General features: G+C 72.2%; 27 protein-coding genes. 15 read left to right on the top strand and 12 right to left on the bottom strand.

Annotated elements, in window-relative coordinates:
* Nucleotides 1-63: 63 nt before the first annotated feature.
* A complete protein-coding gene (locus ACGFMM_RS13935) occupies nt 64-531 on the top strand; it encodes a hypothetical protein (RefSeq protein ID WP_393646230.1) in 468 nt (155 codons plus the stop codon).
* Nucleotides 532-578: 47 nt separating this feature from the next.
* On the opposite strand, the gene ACGFMM_RS13930 is transcribed toward ACGFMM_RS13935, so the two are convergent.
* Nucleotides 579-2,099, bottom strand: coding sequence for an FAD-dependent monooxygenase (locus tag ACGFMM_RS13930; protein WP_393646228.1), 1,521 nt, complete (start codon nt 2,097-2,099; stop codon nt 579-581).
* A gap of 33 nt (nt 2,100-2,132) precedes the next feature.
* On the opposite strand from ACGFMM_RS13930, the gene ACGFMM_RS13925 reads away from it, so the two are divergent.
* Together ACGFMM_RS13925 and ACGFMM_RS13920 are read left to right on the top strand one after the other, a co-directional pair.
* Complete coding sequence (locus tag ACGFMM_RS13925) at nt 2,133-2,699, top strand: TetR family transcriptional regulator (protein ID WP_393646323.1); 567 nt, start codon at nt 2,133-2,135, stop codon at nt 2,697-2,699.
* An 88-nt stretch (nt 2,700-2,787) separates the two neighbouring features.
* Nucleotides 2,788-3,288 (top strand): MarR family winged helix-turn-helix transcriptional regulator, encoded by a 501-nt coding sequence (locus ACGFMM_RS13920; RefSeq protein WP_393646227.1) that lies wholly within the window; start codon nt 2,788-2,790, stop codon nt 3,286-3,288.
* A 4-nt stretch (nt 3,289-3,292) separates the two neighbouring features.
* Here ACGFMM_RS13920 and ACGFMM_RS13915 read toward each other — a convergent pair whose 3' ends face one another.
* From ACGFMM_RS13915 to ACGFMM_RS13905, 3 genes are all read right to left on the bottom strand, one after another.
* Nucleotides 3,293-4,027, bottom strand: a complete 735-nt coding sequence (locus tag ACGFMM_RS13915; protein ID WP_393646226.1) for a Mut7-C RNAse domain-containing protein — start codon at nt 4,025-4,027, stop codon at nt 3,293-3,295.
* Between the two features lie 54 nt (nt 4,028-4,081).
* The gene (locus ACGFMM_RS13910; RefSeq protein WP_393646224.1) at nt 4,082-4,936 is read right to left on the bottom strand and encodes an NAD(P)H-binding protein; all 855 of its coding nucleotides are present in this window, start codon (nt 4,934-4,936) and stop codon (nt 4,082-4,084) included.
* Nucleotides 4,937-5,026: 90 nt separating this feature from the next.
* A complete protein-coding gene (locus tag ACGFMM_RS13905) occupies nt 5,027-5,875 on the bottom strand; it encodes a DUF6597 domain-containing transcriptional factor (protein WP_393646222.1) in 849 nt (282 codons plus the stop codon).
* Between the two features lie 80 nt (nt 5,876-5,955).
* On the opposite strand from ACGFMM_RS13905, the gene ACGFMM_RS13900 reads away from it, so the two are divergent.
* Nucleotides 5,956-6,546: a TIGR03086 family metal-binding protein gene (locus tag ACGFMM_RS13900; RefSeq protein ID WP_393646221.1), complete on the top strand. Its 591-nt coding sequence runs from the start codon at nt 5,956-5,958 to the stop codon at nt 6,544-6,546.
* Nucleotides 6,547-7,051: 505 nt separating this feature from the next.
* Nucleotides 7,052-7,948 (top strand): ABC transporter substrate-binding protein, encoded by an 897-nt coding sequence (locus ACGFMM_RS13895; RefSeq protein ID WP_393646219.1) that lies wholly within the window; start codon nt 7,052-7,054, stop codon nt 7,946-7,948.
* A 224-nt stretch (nt 7,949-8,172) separates the two neighbouring features.
* On the opposite strand, the gene ACGFMM_RS13890 is transcribed toward ACGFMM_RS13895, so the two are convergent.
* Together ACGFMM_RS13890 and ACGFMM_RS13885 are read right to left on the bottom strand one after the other, a co-directional pair.
* Nucleotides 8,173-8,589: a MerR family transcriptional regulator gene (locus ACGFMM_RS13890; RefSeq protein ID WP_393646217.1), complete on the bottom strand. Its 417-nt coding sequence runs from the start codon at nt 8,587-8,589 to the stop codon at nt 8,173-8,175.
* Between the two features lie 75 nt (nt 8,590-8,664).
* Complete coding sequence (locus ACGFMM_RS13885) at nt 8,665-9,210, bottom strand: hypothetical protein (RefSeq protein ID WP_393646215.1); 546 nt, start codon at nt 9,208-9,210, stop codon at nt 8,665-8,667.
* 324 nt (nt 9,211-9,534) lie between these two features.
* On the opposite strand from ACGFMM_RS13885, the gene hemL reads away from it, so the two are divergent.
* The 8 genes from hemL (at nt 9,535) to ACGFMM_RS13845 (ending at nt 17,797) form a co-directional block, all read left to right on the top strand.
* Nucleotides 9,535-10,842 (top strand): glutamate-1-semialdehyde 2,1-aminomutase, encoded by a 1,308-nt coding sequence (gene hemL / locus ACGFMM_RS13880; RefSeq protein ID WP_393646213.1) that lies wholly within the window; start codon nt 9,535-9,537, stop codon nt 10,840-10,842.
* Nucleotides 10,839-11,519, top strand: coding sequence for a histidine phosphatase family protein (locus ACGFMM_RS13875; RefSeq protein WP_393646211.1), 681 nt, complete (start codon nt 10,839-10,841; stop codon nt 11,517-11,519). Before hemL ends, ACGFMM_RS13875 begins: the two co-directional genes overlap by 4 nt.
* Nucleotides 11,520-11,681: 162 nt before the next feature.
* On the top strand, nt 11,682-12,926 hold the full coding sequence (locus ACGFMM_RS13870; protein ID WP_393646209.1) for a hypothetical protein: 1,245 nt from the start codon (nt 11,682-11,684) through the stop codon (nt 12,924-12,926).
* 122 nt (nt 12,927-13,048) lie between these two features.
* Nucleotides 13,049-13,654: a TlpA family protein disulfide reductase gene (locus ACGFMM_RS13865; protein WP_393646207.1), complete on the top strand. Its 606-nt coding sequence runs from the start codon at nt 13,049-13,051 to the stop codon at nt 13,652-13,654.
* A gap of 4 nt (nt 13,655-13,658) precedes the next feature.
* A complete protein-coding gene (locus tag ACGFMM_RS13860; RefSeq protein WP_393646205.1) occupies nt 13,659-14,423 on the top strand; it encodes a cytochrome c biogenesis CcdA family protein in 765 nt (254 codons plus the stop codon).
* 3 nt (nt 14,424-14,426) lie between these two features.
* The gene (locus ACGFMM_RS13855) at nt 14,427-16,133 is read left to right on the top strand and encodes a cytochrome c biogenesis protein ResB (protein ID WP_393646203.1); all 1,707 of its coding nucleotides are present in this window, start codon (nt 14,427-14,429) and stop codon (nt 16,131-16,133) included.
* A complete protein-coding gene (gene ccsB / locus ACGFMM_RS13850; RefSeq protein WP_393646201.1) occupies nt 16,130-17,212 on the top strand; it encodes a c-type cytochrome biogenesis protein CcsB in 1,083 nt (360 codons plus the stop codon). The genes ACGFMM_RS13855 and ccsB overlap by 4 nt, the downstream gene beginning before the upstream one ends.
* A gap of 54 nt (nt 17,213-17,266) precedes the next feature.
* Nucleotides 17,267-17,797, top strand: coding sequence for an SRPBCC domain-containing protein (locus tag ACGFMM_RS13845; RefSeq protein WP_393646199.1), 531 nt, complete (start codon nt 17,267-17,269; stop codon nt 17,795-17,797).
* Nucleotides 17,798-17,826: 29 nt separating this feature from the next.
* Here the strand turns inward: ACGFMM_RS13845 and ACGFMM_RS13840 are convergent, their stop codons facing one another.
* From ACGFMM_RS13840 to ACGFMM_RS13820, 5 genes are all read right to left on the bottom strand, one after another.
* A complete protein-coding gene (locus ACGFMM_RS13840) occupies nt 17,827-19,359 on the bottom strand; it encodes a hypothetical protein (protein ID WP_393646197.1) in 1,533 nt (510 codons plus the stop codon).
* Between the two features lie 5 nt (nt 19,360-19,364).
* A complete protein-coding gene (locus tag ACGFMM_RS13835) occupies nt 19,365-21,428 on the bottom strand; it encodes a hypothetical protein (RefSeq protein ID WP_393646195.1) in 2,064 nt (687 codons plus the stop codon).
* A gap of 98 nt (nt 21,429-21,526) precedes the next feature.
* Nucleotides 21,527-22,435 carry an isopenicillin N synthase family dioxygenase gene (locus ACGFMM_RS13830; protein WP_393646193.1) on the bottom strand — a complete coding sequence of 303 codons (909 nt, stop codon included), beginning with the start codon at nt 22,433-22,435 and terminating at the stop codon, nt 21,527-21,529.
* Entirely contained in the window at nt 22,428-22,934 is a 507-nt protein-coding gene (locus ACGFMM_RS13825; RefSeq protein ID WP_393646191.1) for a nucleoside deaminase, read from the bottom strand. The genes ACGFMM_RS13830 and ACGFMM_RS13825 overlap by 8 nt, the downstream gene beginning before the upstream one ends.
* On the bottom strand, nt 22,912-23,148 hold the full coding sequence (locus ACGFMM_RS13820; protein ID WP_393646321.1) for a winged helix-turn-helix domain-containing protein: 237 nt from the start codon (nt 23,146-23,148) through the stop codon (nt 22,912-22,914). Before ACGFMM_RS13820 ends, ACGFMM_RS13825 begins: the two co-directional genes overlap by 23 nt.
* Nucleotides 23,149-23,236: 88 nt before the next feature.
* Here ACGFMM_RS13820 and ACGFMM_RS13815 point away from each other — a divergent pair, with 88 nt between their 5' ends.
* On the top strand, nt 23,237-24,142 hold the full coding sequence (locus ACGFMM_RS13815) for a 2-dehydropantoate 2-reductase (RefSeq protein ID WP_393646189.1): 906 nt from the start codon (nt 23,237-23,239) through the stop codon (nt 24,140-24,142).
* A gap of 115 nt (nt 24,143-24,257) precedes the next feature.
* On the top strand, nt 24,258-25,187 hold the full coding sequence (locus tag ACGFMM_RS13810; RefSeq protein WP_393646187.1) for a DMT family transporter: 930 nt from the start codon (nt 24,258-24,260) through the stop codon (nt 25,185-25,187).
* On the opposite strand, the gene ACGFMM_RS13805 is transcribed toward ACGFMM_RS13810, so the two are convergent.
* The gene (locus ACGFMM_RS13805; RefSeq protein ID WP_393646185.1) at nt 25,090-25,974 is read right to left on the bottom strand and encodes a LysR family transcriptional regulator; all 885 of its coding nucleotides are present in this window, start codon (nt 25,972-25,974) and stop codon (nt 25,090-25,092) included. The genes ACGFMM_RS13810 and ACGFMM_RS13805 overlap by 98 nt on opposite strands.
* Nucleotide 25,975 lies beyond the last annotated feature (1 nt).

Here is a 25,975-nt window from a genome sequence, read left to right as displayed (position 1 = left end):
GGATAGACGCGCCGGGCCGACGAGTAATCGGAATATATGGGTCGTGATCGGTATCTTCTGGGCATGACGTTGTTGCGCAGGGGGCTGTCGTTTGTCGTCGCCGCGATGTCCGTGCTCGGTGCGGGCGGTGCTGCCGTCGCCGTCGCGCCCGAGGCCGATGTGGCCCATCACGGACATGTGTCGCTCTGGCAGGGCCGGGTCGGCGTCCTGCTGACCAGCGAGAACCATGGCCCTTCCTCTCTGTCGGGCGGGACGGTGCGGCTGGAGTTCTCCGTGCCGCTCGCGGCGGATCAGGACCTGCCTCCCGCCTGTCTGTGGGGCGGTGACCGGGTGGTGCTGTGCGGGACCGGCGCGCTGCGGGCCGCGGGCGCGGCCCGGCAGCTGAGCCTGGAGCTGCGGACGGCCGGTGAGCCGGAGGAGCTGACGGTGATGGTGGACACCGTCTGGAACGGTGGGGCCACCGACCGGAATCCGGGCAATCATCGGCATGAGGTGCTGGTGCCGGCGACCGGGGATCCGTATGTGTTCTAGCCGGCGCCGGTCGTCTCCGGCTGTCCCCTAGCCGTCCCCAGCCGTTCCTAGCCCTCCCAGTACACGTAGCCGTCGGGGCGGACGAGCATCGTCGTGCGGCGCGACGGGTCGGCCCAGGCGGCCTTGGCGATCCGGCCGGGGGCCTGCGGCGCGGTGGCCACGGAAGCTTCGGTCCCCTGCGGCGTGATCAGGACGAAGTCGCCGTCGCGCAGGAGCTCGTAGAGCCGGCCGCGGTCGAGCGCCGCGTCGGGGGCGCGCCCGCCGCCGGAGCGCTGGGCGGCGGCGCCGGTCCCGTATCCGATGCCGAGGCCGCTGAGCTGGCCCATGGCCTTGTCGGAGGCGGGGCGGAGGGCGTTGAGCACGCCGGCCACCAGCGAGCGGGCGGCCCGCCGCGGGACGGTGTGGGCCATCGCCAGGCGGACTATGGTGCCGCTGCTGCGCAGCACCATCTTGCCGACGGGGTGGCGTTCGTCCTGGTAGCTGTCGAGCAGGCCCTCGGGGTCGGGGGCGTCGCCGCGCAGGACCGAGATCAGCTTCCAGGAGAGGTTGGCGGCGTCCTGCAGGCCGGTGTTCATGCCCTGGCCGCCGGCGGGGGAGTGGACGTGGGCGGCGTCGCCGGCGAGGAAGACCCGGCCGGCCCGGTACGCGGGGGCCTGGCGCTCGTCGCTGTGGAAGCGGGAGATCCAGCGGGCGTCGTGCATGCCGTAGTCCGTGCCGAGGGCCTGGCGGGCGATCTCGCGGACCTCGTCGAGGTCGACGGGCTCGCTGTCGGGCACCTGGCGGGTGCGGTTCCAGCCCATGACGCGGTACCAGCCGTCGCCGAACGGGGCGATGAAGGCGAAGGAGTCCTCCGCGCCGTTGACGGTCAGCAGGCCCTCCGGCTCCTCGGCGAGCCGGACGTCGGCGAGCACGATGGAGCGGATGACGGAGACGCCGGGGAAGGGGAGTCCGAGCGCGCCGCGGACGCCGCTGCGGTGGCCGTCCGCGCCGACCAGGTACCGGGCGGTGAGGGTGACTTCCTTGCCGTCGGGGTCGGTGAGCTCGGCGGTGACGGCGCCGGCGTCCTGGCGCAGTCCGCGCAGTTCGGTGGAGTGCCGGAACTCCACGCCGGCGGCCAGGGCGCGGCGCTCCAGGAGGCGTTCGACCTCGTACTGCGGGGTGATCAGGAGGAACGGGTAGCGGGTGGCGAGCCGGCCGAGGTCGAGCGAGAGGCGGCGGAAGAGCCGCAGGCCGGTGAGCCGGGTGCCGGTCTCGACGAGTTCGTCGGCGAGGCCGCGGGCGTCGAGGAGTTCCAGGGTGCGGGCGTGGACGCCGAACGCGCGGGTCATGTTGCTGATGCCGTGCGGGCGGCGCTCGACGAGGGTGACCCGCTGTCCTGCGGCGGCGAGGTCGCCGGCGAGCAGGAGGCCGGTGGGGCCCGAGCCCACGACCAGGACGTCCGTGTCGGTCTTCGTGTGCTGCACGACTGCCTCCCCGGTGCGGCCGGCGGTGGCCCGGCTCGCGGTTGTGGTCTGCCAACGCTTGTTGGTCAACGCTTGTTGGCAATCATGGCGCGCCCCGAGTGGCATGTCAACACCTGTTGGCCTACAGTCGTTGACATGATGACCGCGCCACGCCGCTCCGACGCCACCCGCGCCGCGATCCTGGACGCCGCCCGCGAGCGCTTCGCCGCCGACGGCTACGAACGCGCCACCATCCGGGCCATTGCCCGCGACGCCGGAATCGACCCGTCGATGGTCATGCGCTACTACGGGAACAAGGAGGGGCTGTTCGCCGCCGCCTCCGAGTTCGACCTGCGGCTGCCCGACGTCGGGGCGCTGCCCGCGCGGCACATCGGGGCCGTCCTCGTCACCCACTTCCTCGACCGCTGGGAGCAGGACGAGGTGCTCACCGCGCTGCTGCGGGTCGGCGTCACCAACGAGGCCGGCGCGGAACGCATGCGGACGATCTTCAAGGAGCAGCTGGGGCCGATCGCGGCCGGCGTCTGCCCCGATCCGGCCGAGGCCGCCGACCGCGCGGCGCTCGTCGCCTCCCAGATCCTGGGCATGGCGCTCGCCCGCTACGTGCTGCGGCTGCCGCGCGCCGTGGACATGTCCCGCGAGGAGATCGTGGCCTGGCTGGGGCCGACCGTGCAGCGGTATCTGACGGACGCGGCGGCGGTCGTATAGGCGGGGCGGCGCGGGGGCGAGGGGTGGCCCGAGGGCGAGGGCGGCGCGGGGGCGCGGGGCCGGAGTTCCTTCTTCGTACACTTTCTGCATGACGCAAGCGAATTCCGCCCGGCGCGGTGCGCTCATGACCGAGCTGTACGAGGAGTCGCGCCGCTACATGGCCGCGTACGCGCTCTTCAACCAGGCCGTCGCCGACCATCTGCGGCTGCACCCGACCGACGTGCAGTGCCTCAACCTGCTCAGCCTGGAGAGCGAGCCCGTCACGATCGGCCGGGTCGCCGAGCTGACCGGGCTCACCACCGGCTCCGCCACCCGGCTCGTCGACCGCCTGGAGCGGGCGGGCTATGTGGCCCGGCGGCGCGACGCCGAGGACCGCCGCAAGGTGCTCGTCGCGCCCGTGCCCGAGCGGATGGCGGAGCTCGGCGCGCTCTGGCAGCGCCTCAACCGGGCGTGGACCAGGATGTTCGACGACTACAGCAACGCCGAAGTGGCACTGCTCATCGCCCATATGAAGCGGACCGTGGAACTCGGCGCCGCGCAGATCGAACGGCTGCGGACCGGCAGCATCGACGACGAGCCGGCCGACTAGGGCGTCAGGCCGCCGCGCCGCCGAACTCGCGCATCGCGTCGGAGACGATCGCGTCCAGCCGGGCGTGGTGGGCGCCCCGCCAGTACACCCGCTCGCACGCGGTGCACTGGGCGAACACGTCGTACGTGCGCTCCGTGCCGTGCTCCAACTGCTCCCGCACCGAGTCCTTGTCGGCCTCGGTCAGCAGCCCGTTGCACGCGGTGCACCGGGTCCACGGCGCGAGCGGGGGCGCGAACCGCTCCAGGACGTCCCGCAGCTGCTCGTCGGGCCGGTCGCTGTAGATGTAGGCACCCGCCCACAGCTCGCGTCGGCGCAGCAGCCCGCGGTCACGAGACAGCATCACGCGCTGCTCCTTCGCCGAGAGCGCGGCGAGCGCCGGGTCGCCCAGGTCCTCGCTCTCGTACGCCGCGTCCACGCCGAGCAGCCGCAACCGCCGCGCCAGCGTGCCCAGATGGACGTCAAGCAGGAACCGGAGCGGCGCGCCCGGCACCTGTTGCGGGCGAACCACGCCCTCCACCTCGACGCTCTCGCCGGCGGCCGGGATGTGGGAGACGTCGACCGGACGACCGTCCACCAGCAGCCGCCCCGCCTCGGTGAGCGGCACGCCCAGCGACTCGACGACATGGCCGAGCGTGGACACGCCGTCGGTGGCCACGGACGTACGGCCCGAGCGGCGCTCGGCGCCGACGAACAGGCGCAGTCCGGGGGCGAAGCTGACGAAGATCTCCGGTCCGTTCACGGGGACAGGATGTCACCGGGATGGCGGGGGCGGCCAGGGAATTCGGGGCGTGCGTCAGGCGGAGTGGAACGCTTTCGCGTGTTCCGTCGCCCAGGCGGCGAACGTGCGGGCCGGGTGGCCGGTCAGCTCCTCGACGGTGCCGGTCGTCGGGACCGGCACCCCGTCGTGGTCCGCCCAGTGCCGCAGCAGCGCGTCGGCGAACGTGCCCGGTATGTACGGCGCGACCGAAGCCCGCCACGCGGCGGGGCTCGGTTCGCGCACCTCGATGTCACGACCCGTCACCTGCGCCAGGACGGCGAGCTGTTCGGCGAACGTGAGGGACTCCGGGCCGCTCAGCAGATACGAGGAGCCGCGCAGCTTCGGCTCGGTGAGCACCGCGAACGCGGCCTCGGCCACGTCCCGTTCGTGGATCGGGTCGGTGTGCGCGCCGGGGTACGGCAGGTCCACCGCGCCCGTGGACCGGATCGCCGCGGCCCACCCGAGGGCGTTCGTGGCGAACGCGCCCGGCTGGAGGTGTGTCGCCTCGAAGGAGCCGTCGGCCGCGGCGGCCTCCAGGGCGCGCTCGACGGCCAGGTGCGAGCCGGCGATGGGGTTCTCGGCGGCGTTCGGGGCGAGCACCGAGCTGGACGAGAGGAGCACCACGTGCTCCACCCCGGCGGCGCGGGCCCGCGCGGTGAAGGCGTCGATGTGCGCGGGCTCGGCGTACAGGAACACCGAGTCGACGCCGGCGAGCGCGGTGCCGAAGGTGTCCGGGTCCGCGAGGTCGCAGCGCACGGCCTCGACGCCGGGCGGTGGCGACAGGTCACCGGGTTTCTTCGAGGCGGCTCGCGCCTCGAGCCCGGCGGTGTGGAGGAGGGACAGGAGGGCGGTGGCGACGCGGCCGCGGCTGCCGGTGACGAGGATCGTCATGGTTGGCTCCTTTTCTGTGCTGCGAAGAATCTGCGTGGCGCAGATAATTTCTCGTGATTTCGTTCTGCCCGTCAAGCGGGTTCTCAAACGTCAGAGCGCGCGGGCGTAGGCCGTGGGCGGCACGCCCACCGTCGCCGTGAAGTCCCTTACGAGATGGGCCTGGTCGCTGTAGCCCAGCTCCGCGGCCAGCGCGGCCCAGTCCGGTCCGCCCGCGCGGTCCGCCTCCGCGCGTTCCAGGGCCTCGTGGATGCGGTAGCGCAGGACGACCCACTTCGGGCTCACGCCCACGTACGCGGCGAACAGGCGTTGCAGCGAGCGGATCGACAGGCCGGCGCGGTCCGCCAGGTCGGAGACGCGGCGGACGGGAGGTTGGGCGGTGGCGCCGGCCGTGTCGGCTTCACCGCTGCCCTTGCGGATCAGGTCGACCAGTGCCATCGCGCGGTCCGCCGCCGAGTCCGGGCGGGCGCCGCGCGTCAGCAGGAAAGCGTCCAGGGCCGCCACCCGTTCGGCGTCCGTCGGCGGGTTGAGTACGGCGGAGAGGGTCGCCGTCTCATCCGTCGACGGGAAAACCTCAGGCAGGGTCACTCGTCTGCCCGTCCAGGCCGAGACCGGCTGCTCCGGGGCGAACGGGTGGAAGCCGCCCGGGCGGAACTGGATCCCGCAGACCCGGCCCACGCCCGTCAGCTTCTTCTCGAACAGCTCCTGGCCGATGCCGGACACCTCCGCCACCGCGGCGTCCCCGTACCTCTGGAAGACCACGTTCACGGAGGGGTGTGGGACGACGTGCGTCACATAAGGCCGGTCCAGCTCCCAGTCGATGAGCCAGTAGTGCTCCACGTACCGGCGGAGCTCCGGCGCCGCCGGGTCGTACCGGCGGAACCGCACGCGCCGGAACAGCCCCTCGGCGTCGACGATCCCCCGGGTGTCCTCGCGCGGCATGGGCCGATGCTAGGCGCTGGGCGGTGCGGGTGTCGCGTTTGTTCAAGACCCGGGACGGGGGCGCGTTTAGCGTCGGGGGCATGACTGAGAGCGACGCGAACCGGATCAGTGACCTCCTCGACGTGGCCGCGACACGTGCCGTGCCCGTGCTGCGCGGGATCGTCGGCGACGAGAAGCTCCTCGGGGCGCGGACGCCGTGCTCGGAGTACGACGTGCGGGCGCTGGTGAACCACCTGTTCCAGGTGGTCGTGCAGTTCCAGGAACTGGCCGCCAAGCGCGACGCGGACTTCTCCGCCGAGCCCGACTACGTGGGGGCCGGCGACGACTGGGCGGACCGTTTCGAGGCCGAGACCCGCAAGCTCGTCGCCGCCTGGGGCGAGCCCGGCGCGGAGGACGGCATCTCCGGATCGATGGGGATGCCGGCGCGGATCGTCGGGGCGATGGCGCTGCTCGACCTCACCGTCCACGCGTGGGACCTGGCGCGGGCCACCGGGGCGGCCTTCGAGCCCGCGCCCGAGGTGGTCGAGGGGCTGGTTCCGGTGGTCGAGAAGCTCGCGCCGACGGCGCGGGAGATGAACGTGTTCGGGGCGGCCGTCGAGGTACGGGAGGGCGCCACGGCATTCGAGAGGATGCTGGCGACTACGGGGCGGGATCCGTTCGCCGTCGTGTAGGGGCCTCTGGCTAGGGGTTCGCTTTGTGCGTCAGGTGCGCCACCACGTCGTCGAACGCCTCTTCCTCCGCCGGCGTCAGCGGGACCGACTCCTGGGGGTGCCAGATCCGGTCCAGCGGGTGCGGTGCGTCTCCGCGGCGTCGCTGTCCGCGTGCGCGTCGGCGTGCGGCCTGCGCGGCTGCCCACACCGCGGCGGACGCGCCGGCCAGCACGCCCAGTGCGCAGAGTGCGGCGAGTGCGGTGCGCGCGTGGGTTGGGCTTGGGGTTTGGGGTGGGTTCGGGGCTGGAGTTTGGGGGCCTGGCTTGGCCATGGCGGGCCTCCATGGGGGCTGGCCGGGCGGGGTGTGGGAGGGAATGTCGTCGTTCCTCCTTACTCGGTCAGTTAACACCCGGACGGGGGACTTGCGGCAGGGGGTACGGGTCGGTCCTCGGCCCTCTTGTGCGCGCCGTGGCGCCGTCTCAAGGTGGCGGGTAGCGGATTTCCGGCCGGGAGGGAGCGCGGCGGCATGGGTGCGGACGCGAGTGGGTGGGAGTTCATCGACGACCGGGGCGCGGTCTTACGGCTCGCCCGCCGGCCGCGGCGGGTCGCCGCGTACGTACGGGCCGGGGCGGCGCTGCTCGACCTCGGGGTCGTGCCGGTCGCGGTGTACGGCTCCGGGCACGACGGCGCGGGGCTCGACCCCGTCAAGGCGGGCGGGCTGGCGGCGGCCGGGGTGCCGTACCTCGGTCCCGGGCGGCTGCTGACGGGCGGGGCGGGCGGGGCGGACGGGCCGCTGGGAGCCGTGCGGGCGGATCTCGTGGTGGACGTGACGTACGACGGGAAGTCCCCGTACGCGATCGACGAGGCGGTCGTGGACGGGCTCGGTTTGCCGCTGGTCGCGCTGTCGGTGGGCAGTGACGTGGTGCTGCCGCGGATTCTGGAGCGGTTCGCGGGGGTGGCGGGGGCGCTTCGGGACGAGGCGGGGGCGTTGCAGGACGGGGCCTACGAGGGCGGGGCCGCCGTCGCTGCTGCCGAGGCTGCGGTCCGGGCGGCCGTGGGCCGGCCCGCTGTCGTCGCGCTGTCCGGCGCCGGGGTGGAGCAGGTGCATGTGGCGCGGCCGCCGGCCTGGCCGGAGCTGGCGCGGCTGCGGGAGCTCGGGGTGCGGCTCGTCGAGCCGGGGCCGGGGGCGGGGACCGGGTGGCTCACGACGGACTGGGAGTCGGCGGCGGCGCTGGGGGCGGACGTGGTGCTGGTCGACAGTCGGGCGAACGCGGTGCGGGCGGGGGAGGGGTGGGACGGCTGTCCCGCGGTGTGGCGGGAGGCGGTGCGGGGGGCTCGGGTCGTGCCGTGGAATCCCGAGACGCCGCCCAGTGCGGGGGCCTTCGCCGCGTTCTTCCGGGACGTTGCTGCCGCGCTCGGGTGAGGCCGTCCGCCGCTGCGGCCTTCCGCGTTCCGTGCGTGGTGCGTGCCGTGGGGGACGTTCCGGGGGTCGCATTCGGGACTGCATGATTTACGGCGCGTTCGGGTCCCACCCGGTACTGGGCGTTTCTCGCGCGCCACAAATCACGCTTCACGTCCCGAATGCGACCCCCTCCGCGTCCCCCACTCCCGTCTCGTCGCCGGACCCGCCGAGTGGTCGGCTCGCCCCTATGCCTGGGCTTCCGCCCGTTGTCTGCGGGTGCGGAGGGAGGCTGCGAAGTCTTCGGCTCGGGCCAGGCCGGCTCTGAGTTCGTCCATGCGGGTCTCCGCCGCCTGTTCGTAGCGGCGGACCCGGGCGATGAGGCGGGTGCGTTCCGGGGCGGGGAACTCCGGGTCGGTTTCGGCGGCGTCCAGGCGGTCCACCGCGGTCAGGAGGTCGCGGGTCTCGTCGAGGCTGAAGCCCAGCGGCTTCATCCTGCGGATGACCATGAGCCGGGCCACGTCCGCGTCCGTGTAGAGCGGGAACCCGCCCTGGGAGCGGGCGGACGGGACGACCAGTCCGGCGTCCTCGTACGAGCGGATGGTGCGCAGCGGCAGTTCCGTCCGCACCGCGACCTCGCCGATCTGCAGGTGTTCTCCGGGCACAGGTCGTCCTCTCCGTCGGATCACCGGTATCTTAGGTGCTTTTGTTCCGATTTCCGGTGATATTCGGGGGAGCGTTTACGGCCAGACCAGGCAGTACGGCTGGTGGCCCGCCTCGTGGAGTCGTACGGAGAAGTCCTGCCATTCGTGGAGCAGCTGGTAGACGTTGAACGCGTCGCGGGGGCCGCCGCGGTCCGGGACCGTGGACCAGATGAACGCCGCCGCGCCGACCGACTCCTCGCCGATGCCGCGCAGCGGGTCGACGACCGTCGTGGGCAGCTTCACCACGGCGTAGTCGGGGTGCAGGACCACCAGCTCCAGCGGCGGGACCTTGTGCAGGGGCATGCCCTGGATGCCCGTCAGCACCATCGCGGCTATGGTCTCCGGCTTGATCTTGGTGAACATGCCGCCCATGCCGAGCTCGTCCCCGCCCAGTTCCTCCGGGCGCATCGAGATCGGGACGCGGGCTGCCGTCGCCCCGTCGGGCGCGCCGAAGTACTTGTACGTCACCCCCAAGCGGCCGCTCCTGTTCGCCGTGGGCTCGTCGGTCTCCCGTCGGCGCCGGTGCCTTCCCCGCCGGGCAGGCTCGTCCGTCCCCTCGCCCAGTCCGCCACCGCGATGCATATCTCCACCCGACTGCCTTTAGCAGGCAACACGACCCCGCCGCGCAACCCGATCATCGTGCCAGTGACCTCCCCCACCCGCGTGCGGTGAAACACCTGTTCCGCAAGAACGTCCGGGCCTCTGACACCATGGTTTCCGTGAGCCATCCCTATGACGTCCCAGTTTCGCAGACGCGGCACGCGGACGCCCCGGGGTAATTCGGGGAGCATTCCGGGTGACTCGCGTCCAAGTTCATCACGCCACGTTCGCCGGAACCCGTTCGCCGATCAAGTCCGTCAGCCCAGTTCGTCAGCCGCTTTTTCTTACTCGCAGGTCAGGACCACAGTGCCGTATTCATACGAAGCCCCAGTCTCACAGACGCTTTTCGACCGCGCGTCCGCCGTGACGCCCGGCGGCGTGAACTCACCGGTCCGCGCCTTCCGCGCCGTGGGCGGCACGCCCCGGTTCATGGTGTCGGGCTCGGGTCCCTACCTCACGGACGCGGACGGTCGCGAGTACGTCGACCTGGTCTGCTCCTGGGGGCCCATGATCCTGGGCCACGCGCACCCCGAGGTGGTGGCCGCGGTGCAGGCCGCGGTGGCCCGGGGGACCTCGTTCGGCACGCCCGGCGAGGGTGAGGTCGAGCTGGCCGAGGAGATCGTCGGCCGGATCGAGCCGGTCGAGCAGGTTCGGCTGGTTTCCAGCGGGACCGAGGCCACGATGTCCGCCATCCGGCTCGCCCGCGGGTTCACCGGGCGCGCCAAGGTGATCAAGTTCGCCGGCTGCTACCACGGCCATGTGGACGCGCTGCTCGCCGCGGCCGGCTCGGGGCTCGCCACCTTCGCGCTGCCCGACACGCCCGGCGTGACCGGTGCGCAGGCCGGTGACACGATCGTGCTGCCGTACAACGACCTGGAGGCCGTGCGGGCCGCGTTCGCCGCGCATCCCGGGGAGATCGCCTGTGTGATCACCGAGGCCTCGCCCGGCAACATGGGTGTCGTGCCGCCGGTGGCCGGTTTCAACCAGGGGCTCGCCGATGTGTGCCGCGAGAACGGGGCGCTGTTCATCTCCGACGAGGTCATGACCGGGTTCCGCACCAGCCGGGCCGGTTGGTACGGCGTGGACGGTGTGAAGCCCGATCTGATGACCTTCGGCAAGGTCATGGGCGGCGGATTCCCGGCGGCGGCCTTCGGCGGCCGTGCGGACGTCATGGGGCACCTCGCCCCCGCCGGGCCCGTCTACCAGGCCGGCACCCTGTCCGGTAACCCGGTGGCCACGGCCGCGGGCGTGGCGCAGCTGCGGCTGCTCGACGAGGCCGCGTACGAGAAGGTCGACTCGGTCTCGAAGGAGATCCAGGGGCTGGTGACCGGCGCGCTGGCCAAGGAGGGCGTGGCGCACCGGCTGCAGACCGCGTCCAACATGTTCTCGGTGTTCTTCACGGCCGACGAGGTGCGGAACTACGAGGACGCGAAGACGCAGGAGGCGTTCCGGTTCAACGCCTTCTTCCATTCGATGCTGGCGGACGGCGTCTACCTGCCGCCGTCCGCCTTCGAGTCCTGGTTCGTGTCCACCGCGCACGACGAGCGGGCCGTGGAGCGGATCGCGGCGGCGCTGCCGGCGGCGGCCCGGGCGGCTGCGGAGGCCACGGCATGAGCGGGCAGGACATGACCGTCGTCCACGTGGTGCGGCACGGCGAGGTGCACAACCCGGACGGCGTGCTCTACGGCCGCCGCGCCGGGTACCACCTGTCGGAGCTCGGCCGGCAGATGGCCGACCGGGTCGCCGAGCACCTGGCGGACCGGGACGTCACGCATGTGGTGGCCTCGCCGCTGGAGCGCGCGCAGGAGACCGCCGCGCCGATCGCGAAGTCGCACGGGCTGAACCTGGAGACCGACGAGCGGCTGATCGAGGCGGCGAACGTCTTCGAGGGCAAGACGTTCGGCGTGGGCGACGGGGCGCTGCGCAAGCCGGGCAACTGGAAGCACCTGACCAATCCCTTCCGGCCGTCCTGGGGCGAGCCGTATGTGGAGCAGGTGGTGCGGATGATGGGCGCGATGGAGTCGGCGAAGGACGCGGCGCGCGGTCATGAGGCGGTGCTGGTGAGCCATCAGCTGCCGATCTGGATCGTGCGCAGTTTCGTGGAGAAGCGGCGGCTGTGGCACGACCCGCGGCGCCGGCAGTGCACGCTGGCCTCGCTGACCTCGTTCACGTACCAGGGCGACAGGATCGTTTCGGTCGGATACAGCGAGCCGGCCCGTGACTTGGTGCCCGCGCACTTGCTGGCGGGTGCGAAACCTGTGAAGGGAAAGGCAAAAGCGTTCGGAGCCTGACCTTCCCGGGGCATGATCGGGGCGATCGGATGACCTGAAAGTCATCTGGTCGCCCCGAAACTTTTGCGCCAACGGCCGGAACCGCCGCGTTCCTCCCCGCATCTCACTCATTAGCCGGTTTGGATGATCTTTTGGTCATATCGAGGGGTGGATGGGGGCGCAATGAGCGGGATCAGTCGAAGGGGTCTGCTGGGGGCGGGGGTTGGCGCCGCAGCCGCCCTCGGCGTCGCCGGGTGCAGCTCCAACAACAGGAACAAATCAGGGCATTCCGGGTCGGGTAAGGGTGGGCAGCCGTCGCGCGTCCCCAGCCCCAGCGCGCCGCCGGTCAAGCTCATCGGGGACGGCTCCACCGCTGACACCGGTCCGCAGCCCCGCCAGCCCGCCAAGCCGGTGCCGCTGGAGCCGGGTCAGACGCCTCCGCAGTTCGTGGTCTTCTCCTGGGACGGGGCCGGCGAGGTCGGCAACGGCCTGTTCCCGCGCTTCCTGGAGCTCGCGAAGAAGCACGACGCCGCCATGACCTTCTTCCTCTCCGGCATCTATCTGCTGCCCGAGTCGAAGAAGCACCTCTACCGCCCGCCGAACAACCGCGTCGGCGCCTCCGACATCGGGTACCTCACCGACGCCCACATCAAGGACACGCTGAAGCACGTCCGCCAGGCCTGGCTCGACGGCCACGAGATCGGCACCCACTTCAACGGCCACTTCTGCGGCGGTCACGGCTCCGTCGGCAACTGGACCCCCGCCCAGTGGCAGAACGAGATCGACCAGGCCGTCGGCTTCGTCACCCAGTGGAAGACCAACAGCGGCTGGACCGACGTCGACCCGCTGCCCTTCGACTACACGAAGGAACTCGTCGGTGGCCGCACCCCCTGCCTGCTCGGCCAGGACAATCTGCTGCCCACCGCCAAGCGGCTCGGCTGGCGCTACGACGCCAGCTCGCCCGGCGGCCGTCAGATGTGGCCGGAGAAGCGCAAGGGCATCTGGGACCTGCCGCTGCAGGCCGTGCCGTTCCCCGGGCACTCCTTCGAGGTGCTGTCGATGGACTACAACATGCTCGCCAACCAGTCCAAGAACTCCACCCGCGGCGTGCCCTCGCGCTACCCGGGCTGGCGCGAGCAGGCCACCGGGGCCCTCCTCGCCGGCTTCGACCGGGCGTACGGGTCCAACCGCGCGCCCTTCTTCGTCGGCAACCACTTCGAGCAGTGGAACGGCGGCATCTACATGGACGCCGTCGAGGCCGCGCTCACGAGGATGGCCGGCAAGAAGGACGTCCGGCTCGTGTCGTTCCGCCAGTTCACCGACTGGCTCGACGTCCAGGACCCGAAGATCCTCGCCAAGCTGCGCACCCTCGACGTCGGCCAGAAGCCCGCGGGCGGCTGGAACGCGTTCCTCACGGCCGCCGCCTGACGCCGAGCCCGCCGCCGGCACCGCCCCCCCGACGCGCCCGCTTAAGCACCCTTGACAAGGGGCTTTCCGGGCACGTAGGGGGGTGCCCAAGATCGGCGAAACACCCATGCGAAACTTTTCACATGAGCTACCGCCGTGCACCCCGTCGCACCCTGCTCGCCGTCGCGACCCTGACGGCGGCACTCGCGCTCTCGGCCTGCTCCTCGGACGACAAGGGCAGGTCCGGCGGAGGCGGCGACACCAACTTCGTCACCAACACGGGCGGTATCGCCACCGTCGCCAAGGGCGAGCGGAAGGCCCCGAACGCGATCAAGGGCGAGACGCTCGACGGCAAGCAGCTCGACGTCGCCGCCCTCAAGGGCAAGGTCGTCGTCCTCAACGTCTGGGGCTCGTGGTGCCCGCCCTGCCGGGCCGAGGCGCCGCACTTCGCGAAGGTGTCCGAGGAGCTCAAGGCCAAGGGCGTCGAGTTCGTCGGCATCAACACCCGGGACGCCAACATCAAACCGGCCCTCGAGTTCGAGAAGGCGTACGAGGTCGGCTACCCGAGCCTGTACGACCCCGCCGGCCGGATCATCCTCAACGGCTTCCCCAAGGGCACGCTCAACCCCCAGGCCATTCCCTCCACCGTCGTCCTCGACAAGGACGGGAAGATCGCCGCGCGCTCCCTCATGGCCCTCAACGAGGAAAAGCTCCGGTCGATGATCGCTCCGCTGATCGCGGAGAAGTGACCCCGTGCTCCACCTCGCCGCCGAACTCGGCCGCAACGAGACCGTCTACAGCGGAGCCCTCGTCCTCGCGCTGCCCATCGCCCTGCTCGGCGGACTCGTCTCGTTCTTCTCGCCCTGCGTCCTGCCGCTCGTCCCCGGCTACCTGAGCTACGTCACCGGGGTCAGCGGCACCGACCTCGCCGAGGCCCGCCGCGGCCGCATGGTCGCCGGGGCGTCCCTGTTCGTGCTCGGCTTCACCGCCGTCTTCATCTCCGGCGGCGCCCTCTTCGGCTTCTTCGGGCAGACCCTGCAGAGCTACCAGGACGTGCTCTCCAAGGTGCTCGGCGTGCTCATGATCCTCATGGGCGTCTTCTTCATGGGGCTCATGCCCTGGCTCACCCAGCGCGAGTTCCGCTTCCACCGAAAGCCGACGGCCGGGCTGCTCGGCGCGCCCCTGCTCGGCGCGCTGTTCGGGATCGGCTGGACCCCGTGCTTCGGGCCCACGCTCACCTCGGTGAACATGCTGGCCTTCGACCAGGCCAGCGCGGGCCGCGGCGCGATACTGACGTTCGCGTACTGCCTCGGTCTCGGCCTGCCGTTCATCGTCGCCGCCATCGCCTTCCGCAAGGCGCTCGGCGCGTTCGGCTGGGTGAAGCGGCACTACGCGTGGGTGATGCGGATCGGCGGAGTGATGATGATCGCGACCGGCCTGCTGCTGCTCACCGGTGCGTGGGACAGCATGGTCTCCGCGATGCAGACCTGGACCAACGGCTTCACGGTGGGGATCTAGTCCATGAGCAAGACAGAGCCGACGGGCGCGACCGACGCCGGTGAGCAGCAGGACCTCGGTGCGGCCGGGGCCCAGCTGTCCACCGCGCCCAAGGAGGACACCGGCCTCGGCGGGCCCACGCTCGGCGTCGTCGGGTGGGTGCGCTGGTTCTGGCGGCAGCTGACCTCGATGCGGGTCGCCCTGATCCTGCTGTTCCTGCTGTCGCTCGGCGCGGTGCCCGGCTCGCTCATCCCGCAGACCGCGGCGGACGAGCTGAAGGTCGCCCAGTTCAAGGACGCGCATCCGACGCTGACGCCGGTCTACGAGAAGCTCCAGCTGTTCGACGTGTACAGCTCGGTGTGGTTCTCCGCGATCTACATCCTGCTGTTCGTCTCCCTCATCGGCTGCATCGTGCCGCGGACCTGGCAGTTCGTCGGCCAGCTGCGCAGCCGCCCGCCGGGCGCGCCGAAGCGGCTGACCCGCCTGCCCGCGTACACCACGTGGCGCACCGAGGCCGAGCCGGAGCAGGTCCGTGCGGCCGCGCTCGAGCTGCTGAAGTCGCGCCGGTTCCGCGCCCATGCGGACCTGGACGCGGTCGCGGCGGAGAAGGGCTTCCTGCGCGAGGTCGGCAACCTGGCCTTCCACCTGGCGCTGATCGTGATGCTGGTGGCCTTCGCCTGGGGCCAGCTGTTCAAGTCCGAGGGCGGCAAGCTGATCGTCGAGGGCGACGGCTTCTCCAACACGCTCACCCAGTACGACGACTTCAAGTCCGGCTCCCAGTTCAGCACCCACGACCTGGAGCCGTTCGGCTTCACGCTGGACTCGTTCACGGGCACGTACGAGAAGGGCGGCCCGCAGCGCGGCACCCCCCGCACCTTCGAGGCGGCCGTCACGTACTTCGAGGCCGGCGGCAAGGAGCGGAAGGCGATCGTCCGGGTCAACGAGCCGCTGAAGGTCGGCGGCTCGAAGGTCTATCTGATCGCCCACGGGTACGCGCCCGTCGTCACCGTCAGGGACGGCCGCGGCAACGAGGTCTTCAAGGGCGCGGTGCCGCTGCTGCCGATCGACAACAACATCACCTCGACCGGTGCGATCAAGGTGATGGACGGCTACCGCGACAAGAACGGCACGAAGCAGCAGCTGGGCTTCCAGGCCTTCTTCGTGCCGACGTTCGCGGGCGCGGGCAAGGGGAACATGTTCTCCCAGTTCCCGGCCCTGGACTTCCCGGTCATGGCGCTCACCGGCTACATCGGCGACCTGAAGGTCGACAGCGGACTGCCGCAGAACGTGTACCAGCTGGACAAGTCCCGGATGAAGCAGTTCACGGACAAGAACGGCAACAAGCTCGCCCAGCGCCTGCTGCCCGGCGAGACCATGACGCTGCCCGACGGGGCCGGCTCGATCACCTTCGAGAAGGAGATCAAGGAGTGGGCCAGCTTCCAGGTCTCGCAGCAGCCCGGCAACGGGCTCGCGCTGGCCGGTGCGCTGGCCGCGATCGCCGGACTGTCGGGGTCGCTGTTCATCCAGCGGCGCCGGATCTGGGTCCGGGCCGTACGGGGGGACGACGGCATCACCGTCGTCGAGATGGCGGGTCTTGGCCGGAGCGAGTCGGCCAAGCTCCCGGAGGAGCTGGCCGATCTGGCGGTCACGCTCAACGCGAAGGCGCCGACCGCGCCGGAACCTGCTGAACCCGCTGAACCTGCCGAGGCAGAAAGGCCTGAGAACAAGTGAATCTCGCCGCCGCCACGAACGAGAGCCTGGCGGAGATGAGCAATGTGCTCATCTACTCCTCCATGGCCGTCTACACCCTGGCCTTCCTCGCGCACATCGCCGAGTGGGTCTTCGGCAGCCGCAGCAAGGTCGGCCGAACGGCCGCCGCGCTGACGGAGCAGCCCGCCGCGGCCGCCCCGGCCCCCAAAGTGACCGTGCAGGTCAAGGGCGGCACGGCCGTCCTGGAGAAGCCGAAGGTGGTCACCCGCGCCGCCGCCGGCGCGCGGGACGTCCCGGACGGCCCCGGCGCGGCCGGCGGCACCGTCAAGGGCGACCTGTACGGCCGGATCGCGGTCTCGCTGACCGCGCTGGCGTTCCTGGTCGAGGCGGCCGGCGTGGTCACCCGCGCGCTGTCCGTGCAGCGGGCCCCCTGGGGCAACATGTACGAGTTCTCGATCACCTTCTCCACGGTGGCCGTCGGCGCGTACCTGGGCTTCCTGGCCGCGCGGAAGAACGTCCGCTGGATGGGCCTGGCGCTGGTCACCACCGTCCTGCTCGACCTGGGCATCGCCACCACCTGGCTGTACACCGACAGCGACCAGCTGGTGCCGGCGCTGCACTCGTACTGGCTGTGGATCCACGTCTCCACCGCGATCTTCTGCGGCGCGGTGTTCTACCTGGGCGCGGTCGCCACGCTGCTGTACCTGTTCCGCGACTCGTACGAGAACAAGCTCGCGACCGGCGGCAACCCGGGCTCCTTCGCCCGCTCCGTCCTGGAGCGGCTGCCCGCCGCGGCGAGCCTGGACAAGTTCGCCTACCGGGTCAACGCGGCCGTCTTCCCGCTGTGGACGTTCACGATCATCGCGGGCGCGATCTGGGCCGGCGACGCCTGGGGCCGCTACTGGGGCTGGGACGCCAAGGAGGTCTGGTCCTTCATCACCTGGGTCGGCTACGCGGCGTACCTGCACGCCCGCGCCACCGCCGGGTGGAAGGGCCGCAAGGCCGCGTACATCGCGCTGATCGCCTTCGCCTGCTTCCTCTTCAACTACTACGGCGTCAACATCTTCGTCAGCTCGAAGCACTCGTACGCGGGCGTCTGACCTGCGGCGTCGTGTGAGCTCGCGTCCCGCGGGCCGCCGCGCGACGCTGGAGGTATGACCCAGGCGATCTCTCACGGCATCGGCATGACGCAGGACGGCGACGAGCACACCCTGAGGTTCACCCTGGACCTGCCGCACCCGCGGATCGCGGTCTGGGCGGCCGTCGCCACACCGGAGGGCCTGCCGCAGTGGCTGTGCGCGGCGGACCCGCTGGAACCACGGCTCGGCGGGGCGGTGACGCTGCGCTGGCTCAACGGGCCCACCGTGGTCTCCGGGCGGGTGACCGCCTGGGACCCGGAGGTGGTGGCCGAGTACACGGTCGACCCGCCGCACGGACGGATCCGGTTCCACCTGGAACAGGGCCCCGGCGGCGCGTCGACCGTGCTGCGTTTCACCAACGCCTTCCACGGCACGCGCAAGGAGAAGCTGGACACGCTGGCCGGCTGGCACGACCACTTCGAGCGGCTCGCGCGGGCCCTGGACGGGCAGCCGACGGACTGGCGGCTGTGGACCGCCGAGCGCTGGCAGCAGCTGCGCGACCTGTACGAACGGGACGAGGCGCCCTGGCCGAAATGGGAGCCGTAGGGGGCGTCCCGCTCACCCCCTGAGCCCGCTCACCCCCGTTTCGGCGGCAGACAGTCCGCGGCCGGCGGACGGCCCTCCGGCCAGGCGAGCTGCACGAATCGCTGCGAGCCGTCCGGGGCGAGCTCCACGATCGGCACCGCCTTGTCGTACGGGTTGCCGTGGTTGTCCAGACAGATCCAGCCGCTCGCCCCGCGCACCCGCAGCGAGCCCTTCACCTGGGGCCACTGCGTCGCCACGTCGGCCGGCGCCGGGTAGTGCGCGCCCTCGCCGGTGGCCTGGCGTATCGCGTGCACGGCCGTCGCCATCGCGTCGTACGCGACGATCGCCTGCCCGTCCTGCAACGCCACCGGCTCCAGCCCCGCGGCCACCAGGTCCGCCAGGAACCGGTCGTAGTCGGCCGTGGAGCCGCCCGCCGCCGGGACCGGCCGGCCGGGGGCCGGCTTCCAGGCGTCCGGGTGGGCGAGCGAGGCGTACCGCACGGTCAGCCGGGCCTTCAGGGCGTCCCGGTCCAGCCGGCCGTCCGCGCCCAGGTACGAGCCCTCGTCGCCGGTCAGCACCGTGAAGTGCCGCTCGGCGCAGCCGCGGTCGCCGAGCGCGTTGATGAACTGCCGCAGCTGGGTGTGCCGGCCGGCGAAGAACACCGTCTCGGCGCGGGTGTCGCAGATCAGATGGGTGATCTGGCGGAAGGTGTTCGCGGTGGTGCCCTCGTCGGTGGCGTCCGGCGGCGAGGTGAACAGCTGCGGCTCGTACGGGGCGCCCTTCAGGGAGGCGGCGAACGCGGCCTTCAGGGTGTCGGTGTAGTGGTCGCCGGAGCGGGTGTCCTGGACGAGCAGCGCCTTGGCCGCGTCGACCTTGCCGAAGTGGGCGAGTGCCTTGGCCTCGTCGGAGTTGGTGGGGGAGACCCGGGCGAGCCCGGGGAAGGGCGTGCGGCCGGGGCCGTTGGCGAGGTCGTCGGCGGTGATGGTGGTGCCGACGACGGCTATGCCCGCCCCGGTCAGCGCGGTCACCGCCTCCCGTACGGGCGTGGAGCTGGTCGCCACGCCGGAGACGGCGCGCAGCCGGTCCGGGGCGCCGGTCATCGTCTTCAGCCGCTCGACGACGGGCCGCCACCGGGCGCTGCCCCTGCCGGTGTTGGCGAGGACCAGGCGGATCTTCGGGGTCTGGTCGTTGGAGGCGTGGTTGGCGCGCCACTGGTAGGCGTACGCGCCCTGTATCTCGTGCAGCACCTTCATCCGCGTCCCGGAGTCGGGCGAGGTCAGCGGCAGCAGCAGGGCGACGGTGGCGTACGTGCCGGGCTTGAGGGTCTCGTTCTCGCGGGCGATCGCGGCGGCGGCCCCGGCGAGCGCGGGGACGCCGAAGGCGTGGCCGTCGCCGTTCACGCCGATGCACTCGGAGCTGCCCGCGGGCCGCTCGACGCCCGCGGCGCAGGAACGGTCCTCCGGGGTGGTGAGCCGGTCGACCGTGTACGTGACGGCCGCGGCCAGCACGATCAGCGCGAGCACCGACGTGACGATCTTCTGGCGGGTGGTGTAGAAGACGCGGTAGCGCAGCCGGTTGGGCATGGTCGTCAGACTCCGTCCTCCCGGCCGGGCGGGACGGCGATCGCCCGCCAGGCGCGGATGTCCCTCGGCCAGTGGGTGGCCGCGTCCCAGAGCGGACTGTTGCCGGTGAGGTGCCGGCCGGACAGCTGGCGCAGCTCGTGCGCCAGCTTGTCGGCCACCTCGTCGTCGGGCAGTGCCAGCGGGTCGGTGAGCAGCCACAGCGCGTGCAGCAGCCGCCCGAGGCAGAGGTGCAGCTCGATGTCGTCGTCGTCGAGGCCGCCCGGCAGCGGCCCGGCCGGCTCGCGGCCCAGCGCGACCGCGCGGCGCGGGTCGGCGCCGGGGCGGTGCTGCACGCGCGGGTACGGAGCGGAGGCGAGGAACCGCAGCCGGCGCAGCCAGTCGTGCACGTCCGGCGCGGGGAAGGTGACCCGCAGATGGGTCACGGTCTCCTCGGTGCCGCCGAGCGCCAGGTCGTGGTGGAGCCGGTACGGGGCGGGGGCCGGCCCGTAGTACTGGCGCAGGGTCTCGTGGACGGCGCGCCAGGACGCGTACGCGGGCGCGTCGCCGTCGTGGAAGCGGAGCCGGTGCAGCAGCAGGGCGCGCAGCAGCGGGTCGGCGACGAAGTGTTCCGGGCCCTCGGGCCAGTCCTCGGCGCGCAGCCGGTCGCGGACCGCGAGGACGAGGTCGCCGTCGGGGGCCTCGGCGCGCAGCCGGGTGCGGGCCAGCATCCGGGCCGAGTCCTCGTCGTGGGCGGCGGCGAGCACCGCGAGCGGGCCGCGCCGCAGCTGCGGCAGGAGCTCCTTGAGCAGCGTCGCGGCGACGGGGACGGGCGCGCTGTCCTCGCGCAGCTCCACGGTCAGGTCCAGCAGGGCGGCGGGGGTGAGCGCGGCGCGCTGCGCGGCGGGGGCCTCGGCGGCGGCCCGGCCGAGCAGGGCGACGCCGAGCGGCCGGCCGCCGGTGAGACGGTGGACGCCTCGGGCGAGGTCGGCGGGGGTCCGGCCGGCCGGGTCGAGCCGGTCGAACGCGGACTGGGTCTGGGCGGCGGAGAGCGGGGTGAGGCCGACGGCGAGGATGCCGGACGTGACGTCCGTGCCGCGCGGGCAGGGCGCGCGGTGCGCCGTCTCCGGCAGCCGCAGCCGGGTGGCGTGCCGCAGCGCCTCGTGCTCGTGGGCGCGGGAGGCGGCGAGGACGACGACTCGGTCGCGGCGGCCGTCGGCGCGGGCCCGCAGCAGCGGTTCGATCAGACGGCGGCCGAGGGGTTCGTGCGCGTTGTCGAGCAGAAGGACGGGCCGGCCGCGGCGGGTGCCGGCGCGGGTGAGTCCGGTGTACGCGCGGCCGAGGTCCTCGACCAGTGCGCCGACGAGGAAGTCCTCGGCCTCGCGGCGGCGCCGGCCGCCCTGCTCGAAGTCCACCGCGAGCTGCTGCAGCCCGGCGCGGCCGCGGCCGCCGGCGTTGCGGTACGCGCCGTAGAAGGAGTCGGCGCGCTGCTGGAAGCGGCCGAACACCTCCTCCAGAACGGTCTCCACGGTCGCCTCGGCGAGCAGTCCGGCCATGGGCGCGGTGGTCTCGGCGGCGCGGGCGGCCAGCTTGGACAGCACCTTGGTGACCCAGTTCGCGGCCGCGCCCTTGGTGGCGTCGACGGTGGACAGCACCGGCCCGAGCCGCTGCAGGTCGCGCCGGGCGCGTTCGTCGTCGTCCTGGGCCCAGCTGATCGAGGCGACGGCGACCAGCCCGAGGGACAGCCGCGGGAACTGCACCGGCTTGGCCGCGTGGACCTTCGGCGACAGCTGCACGGCCAGTTCGCCGAGCGCGCCGGTGAGCGGGTTCCAGCCGGGGCCGTGGTCGGCGGGCGCCTCGATGCGCGCGCAGTCGAGCAGCGCGAGCGGGGTGGCCTCCCGGTAGGCGTTGCGGAGCTGTTTGAGCAGCGCGGTCTTGCCCATGCCGCGGCCGCCGGTGAAGACGGTGACCGGCGGGTCGTCGCCGTGCTCGAACGGGACGCGGGCGAAACCGTACGGGCTGAGGCCGATCAGCCGGGCCGCGAGCCCGGATTCCGACAGGACCGCCTCGCGGCCGTACAGCTCTCTGTCCACCGCCACCCCCTGGACATCCCCCGCCACAGCGTCAAGTCCAGTTTATCGAGCGGGTGTTGGGAACATGCCACTCTTTCGTACAGAGAGTGCGCGAGTTGTCACCCGGTTGTGATCGCGTCGAGTTGGGCGCGCAGATAGCCGTGCGACTCGATGCCGTGGATGGTGGTGCCGGGGTCGCACTCGTAGAAGTACACCAGCGACATCAGCTCCTCCTCCGGCGCGTCGGCCGGCGGCGGCAGCACCCGGTGCCGGCCCGAGCGCCACCGGCCGCCCGTCCAACCCGCCATCAGATCCCCGATGTTGACGGTGAAGGCGGTCGGGTCGTACGGGGCGTCCTGCCAGCCGCCGGCGTCCGTGTACACCTGCAGCCCGCCCTTGCCGGCCTGCCGGTCCAGGACGGTCACCGTGCCGAAGTCGGTGTGCGGGCCGATCCGGAACTGCCCCGGCTCCGGGTCGCCGAGCCGCTCCCGGCCCGGGTACCAGTTGACGTTGAAGCCGAAGGTGGGGTGGTGCGTGTGCCTGGTGAAGAAGTCGGCGTCCTCGCCGAGCGCGGTGCCGAGGAGGTCCAGGATCCGGTCGGACAGCCCCTGCATCTGCCGCAGGTACTCCTCCACCAGGGGCCGCAGCTCCGGCACCTCGGCGGGCCAGGCGTTCGGCAGGAACCACTCGGCGTCCACCGCCGGGTTCCCGGTCGGTTCGTCCGCCGCGAACGACAGCGACTCCTTCAGATCGGGCGGGGTCACCGTGCCCTCCGCGTACCCGTTGGCCTCCGCGCCCGGCCCCAGCCAGCCCCGGCCGCCGACCCGTACGGCGTACGGCTCCTTCACGGCGGCCGGGAGGTGGAAGAACCGGCGGGAGACGTCCCGGATCGCCGCCCGCAGGTCGGGGTCCACCCCGTGTCCGGTGACCAGCAGGAACCCCGCCTCGCGCAGGGCGCGGTCGACGGCGGGGAGCTGCGGGGCGGGGTCCTGGGTGAGGTCGATGAGGGGGAGGTTCGCTTCACTCATGGCCGATGTCCTCGTTCCACAGGGCGGGCTGTTCCGCGATGAACTCCCGCATCAGCGTGGTGCATTCGGGGTCGTCGAGCACGAGGACCTCGACCCCGTGCTCGGTCAGCCAGTCGTGCCCGCCGTGGAAGGTCTCCGCCTCCCCGACGACCACCCGCGAGATCCCGAACTGCCGCACCAGGCCGGAGCAGTACCAGCACGGCGACAGGGTCGTCACCATGGTCGTCCCCCGGTACGAGCGCTGCCGGCCGGCCGCCCGGAAGGCGGCGGTCTCCGCGTGCAGCGACGGGTCCCCGTCCTGCACCCGCCGATTGTGCCCCCGCCCGAGCAGCGCCCCGTCGGCCGCGTAGAGCGCGGCCCCGATCGGGACCCCGCCCTCGTCCCGCCCGGCCCGCGCCTCGTCGAGGGCGGTGCCGAGCCACCGCCGTGCCTGTTCGATGTCCACGGGGGGACTCTTCCCCGGCGGGGCGGGGGGATCACACGTCGTCCTGACCCTCATCCGTCGGGAGCGGATCGGCGACGAACGTGCCCTTGCCGTGCACGGTCAGGATCAGGCCCCGCTCGCGCAGGACCCGGGCGGCGCGGCGGACTGTCAGGTAGGCGACGCCGTACTCCTCGGCGAGGTCCCGCTCTGCCGGCAGGCGTGCGCCCGGGGTCAGTTCACCGGCCGTGATACGGGCGGCGATGTGGTCGGCCACCGCGACGTAGACCAGCTGGGGGCCCCGGAGTAGCCCGTGCCCTGACAGGCAAAGGGGCGGTGTGGCCACACCAGTTGGATACCCACGAGTAGGCTCGGCGATCATGACGCGTGTTGCGGTGGTCGGTGTGGGAGCGGTGGGCGGCGTGGTGGCCGCCGGGCTGGCCTCGACGGGGCGGCTCGAGGTGACGGCGTGCCTGCGGTCGCCGCTGGACGGGCTGCGGATCGACGGGCCCGACGGGGGGGTTCAGGAGGCGCCCGTCCGGGAGGTCCTCGACCCGTCTCTGGTGTCCGCCGTCGACTGGGTGGTGCTGGCGACCAAGGCCCACCAGACGGCCGGGGCGGCTCCGTGGCTGGAGCGGCTGTGCGGTGCGGGCACCCGTGTCGCGGTGCTGCAGAACGGCGTCGAGCACGTGGAGCGGGTCGCGCCGCTGGTGGGCGACGCCGGCATCCTTCCCGCCGTGGTGGAGATCTCGGCGGAGTCGCTGCGGCGGGGCCACATCCGGCTGTTCGGCCGACCGCGGATCGTGGTGCCCGAGGGCGACGACGGCGCGGACTTCGCCGTGCTGTGCCAGGGCAGCGGGATCGCCGTGGCGACGACCGAGGACTTCGTGACGGCGGCCTGGGCGAAGCTGTGCCAGAACGTGGCCAACGGCGCCATCACCGCCCTGACGATGCGCCGCATGCCGGTCTTCGCCCATCCGGGCATCGCCCGGCTGGGCCGCGCGCTGGTGGAGGAGGCGCGGCAGGTGGCCGCCGCGTCGGGCGCGGACCTTCCCCCGGATCTGGCCGACCGGGTCATCGCGACGCTGCGCTCGATGTCCGCCGAATCCGGCAGCAGCATGCTGTGGGACCGGCTGGCGGGCCGTGAGCTGGAGTACGACGCCCGTAACGGTGCGGTGGTGCGCGCCGGCGCCCGCCTGGGCGTTCCCACTCCGCACAACGAGAGTCTCACCGCACTGCTGGAAGCCGTCAGCGAGGGCCGTCGGCGCGGCGAAGAAGTGACGTAGGGGCCGCCGTCGTCGTCCGGGGCGACGGGGTCATCGGCCGCGCCGATGGCCCCATCGGGAGGTCGCCCCACTGGCTCGTGGACCCGCCGACGGGGCCGTCCGTAGCGTCGGCGGCATGAGAAACGAGACCAGGGGAACCGTCGAACTGACCCTCGCCATGGTGCTCTCCGGCACCCTCGGCATCTTCGTCGTCGAGTCCGGCGCGGCGCCCTTCACCGTGGTGTTCTTCCGGTGCCTCTTCGGGGCCGTCGCGCTCGGTGCGTACAGCCTCGCCCGGGGGTACTTCACCGGGCACGGGTTCACGCCGAGGAAGCTCGGACTCGCCGCGCTCGGCGGGGTGTTCATCGTCTTCAACTGGGTGTTCCTGTTCGAGGCGTACGAGGCGACCTCGATCTCCTTCGCCACCGTCGTCTACCACACCCAGCCGTTCTTCCTCGTGGTCTTCGGTGCCGTCCTGTTCCGGGAGCGGATCACCGCCGCCAGGCTCGGCTGGCTCGGGGTGGCCTTCGTCGGCCTCGTGCTGGTGTCCGGCATACGGCCCGGGGACACCGCCTCCCTCAAGGGACTCGGGCTCGCGCTCGGCGCCGCCGTGCTCTACGCGCTGTCGACGATCGTCACCAAGCGGATCACCGGCGTCCGGCCGCACCTCGTCGCGCTCGTGCAGGTACTCGTGGGGCTTCCGCTGCTGCTGCCCTTCGTCGACGCGACGGACGTGGCCGGGGTCGGTGCGGGCTGGGCGTGGCTCGCCGGCCTCGGGCTCGTCCACACGGGGCTGATGTACGTCCTCATGTACGCCGCCTACCAGAAGCTGCCCACTGCGAAGATCGCCGTGCTGGCCTTCACCTACCCGGCCGTCGCGATGTTCGCCGACTGGGCGGTGTACGGACACCACATCGGGCTCGTCCAGGCGCTCGGCGTCCCGCTGATCGTCCTGGCCAGCCTGAAGGTCACCCTTGCTGCTCGGACACCAGCCGCCGCGCCTGCTCCACGAACAGCCGCACATGCTCCGGCAGCTGCTTCCCCCGCCGCCACGCGATCTGCGTGAACAGCGTGAACGGCGCCGCCCAGTCGAGCGCCGCCAGCGCCCCGGACGCCAGCTCCTCACAGACGGCGATCCGGGGCAGCAGCGCGATCCCGAGCCCGCTCGCCACCGCGCGCTTCGACGCCTCGATCGTGCCGAACTCCATGAACGGCGGCGTCCACTCCCGCAACTCGTCCTCGAACAGATCGCGGTACGGGCAGCCCGGCTCGGTGCCCACCAGCGCCGCCGCCGCGAGGTCCGCGTTCGTCAGGCCGGTCCGCCCGGCCAGCGGATGCCCGGGCGCCGCGACCAGCACCAGCGGCTCCTGCGCCAGCACCTCGGACTCCAGACCGGCGTGCTCCGTCTCCCGCTCCATCAGGAACCCCAGGTCGTACGTGCCCCGGAGCAGCGCCTGCCGGGTCTCGTCGCCCAGCGTGGGCCGCAGCGTCAGCCGTACCTTCGGGTAGCGGTGGTGGAACAGCTCCAGGAGCGGCGGCAGCCGGTACGAGGTCAGCGACTCCATCGTGCCGACGGCGATCGTGCCGGCCGGCTCGTCGGGCCCGGTGACCGCGGCCCGCGCCTCAGCGTCGAGCTCGATGATCCGCCGGGCGTACGGCAGCAGCCGCTCCCCGGCCTCGGTGAGCCGGATACGGCTGCCCAGTCGCTCGAACAGCTCCACGCCGAGCGAGGACTCGAGCGATCTGATCTGGCCGGTGACGCTGGACTGCGCGTACTTCAGCTCGGCGGCCGCCCGGGTGAAGGACAGCACGGCGGCGACCTTCTCGAAGGTCACCAGCAGCCGCAGTTCCACG

The organism is Streptomyces sp. NPDC048604, assembly GCF_043199435.1.
In the GTDB taxonomy this organism is placed as follows: Bacteria; Actinomycetota; Actinomycetes; order Streptomycetales; family Streptomycetaceae; genus Streptomyces.
Note: the sequence above shows the minus strand (reverse complement) of the source record. Positions and strands in the feature narration are given on the sequence as shown.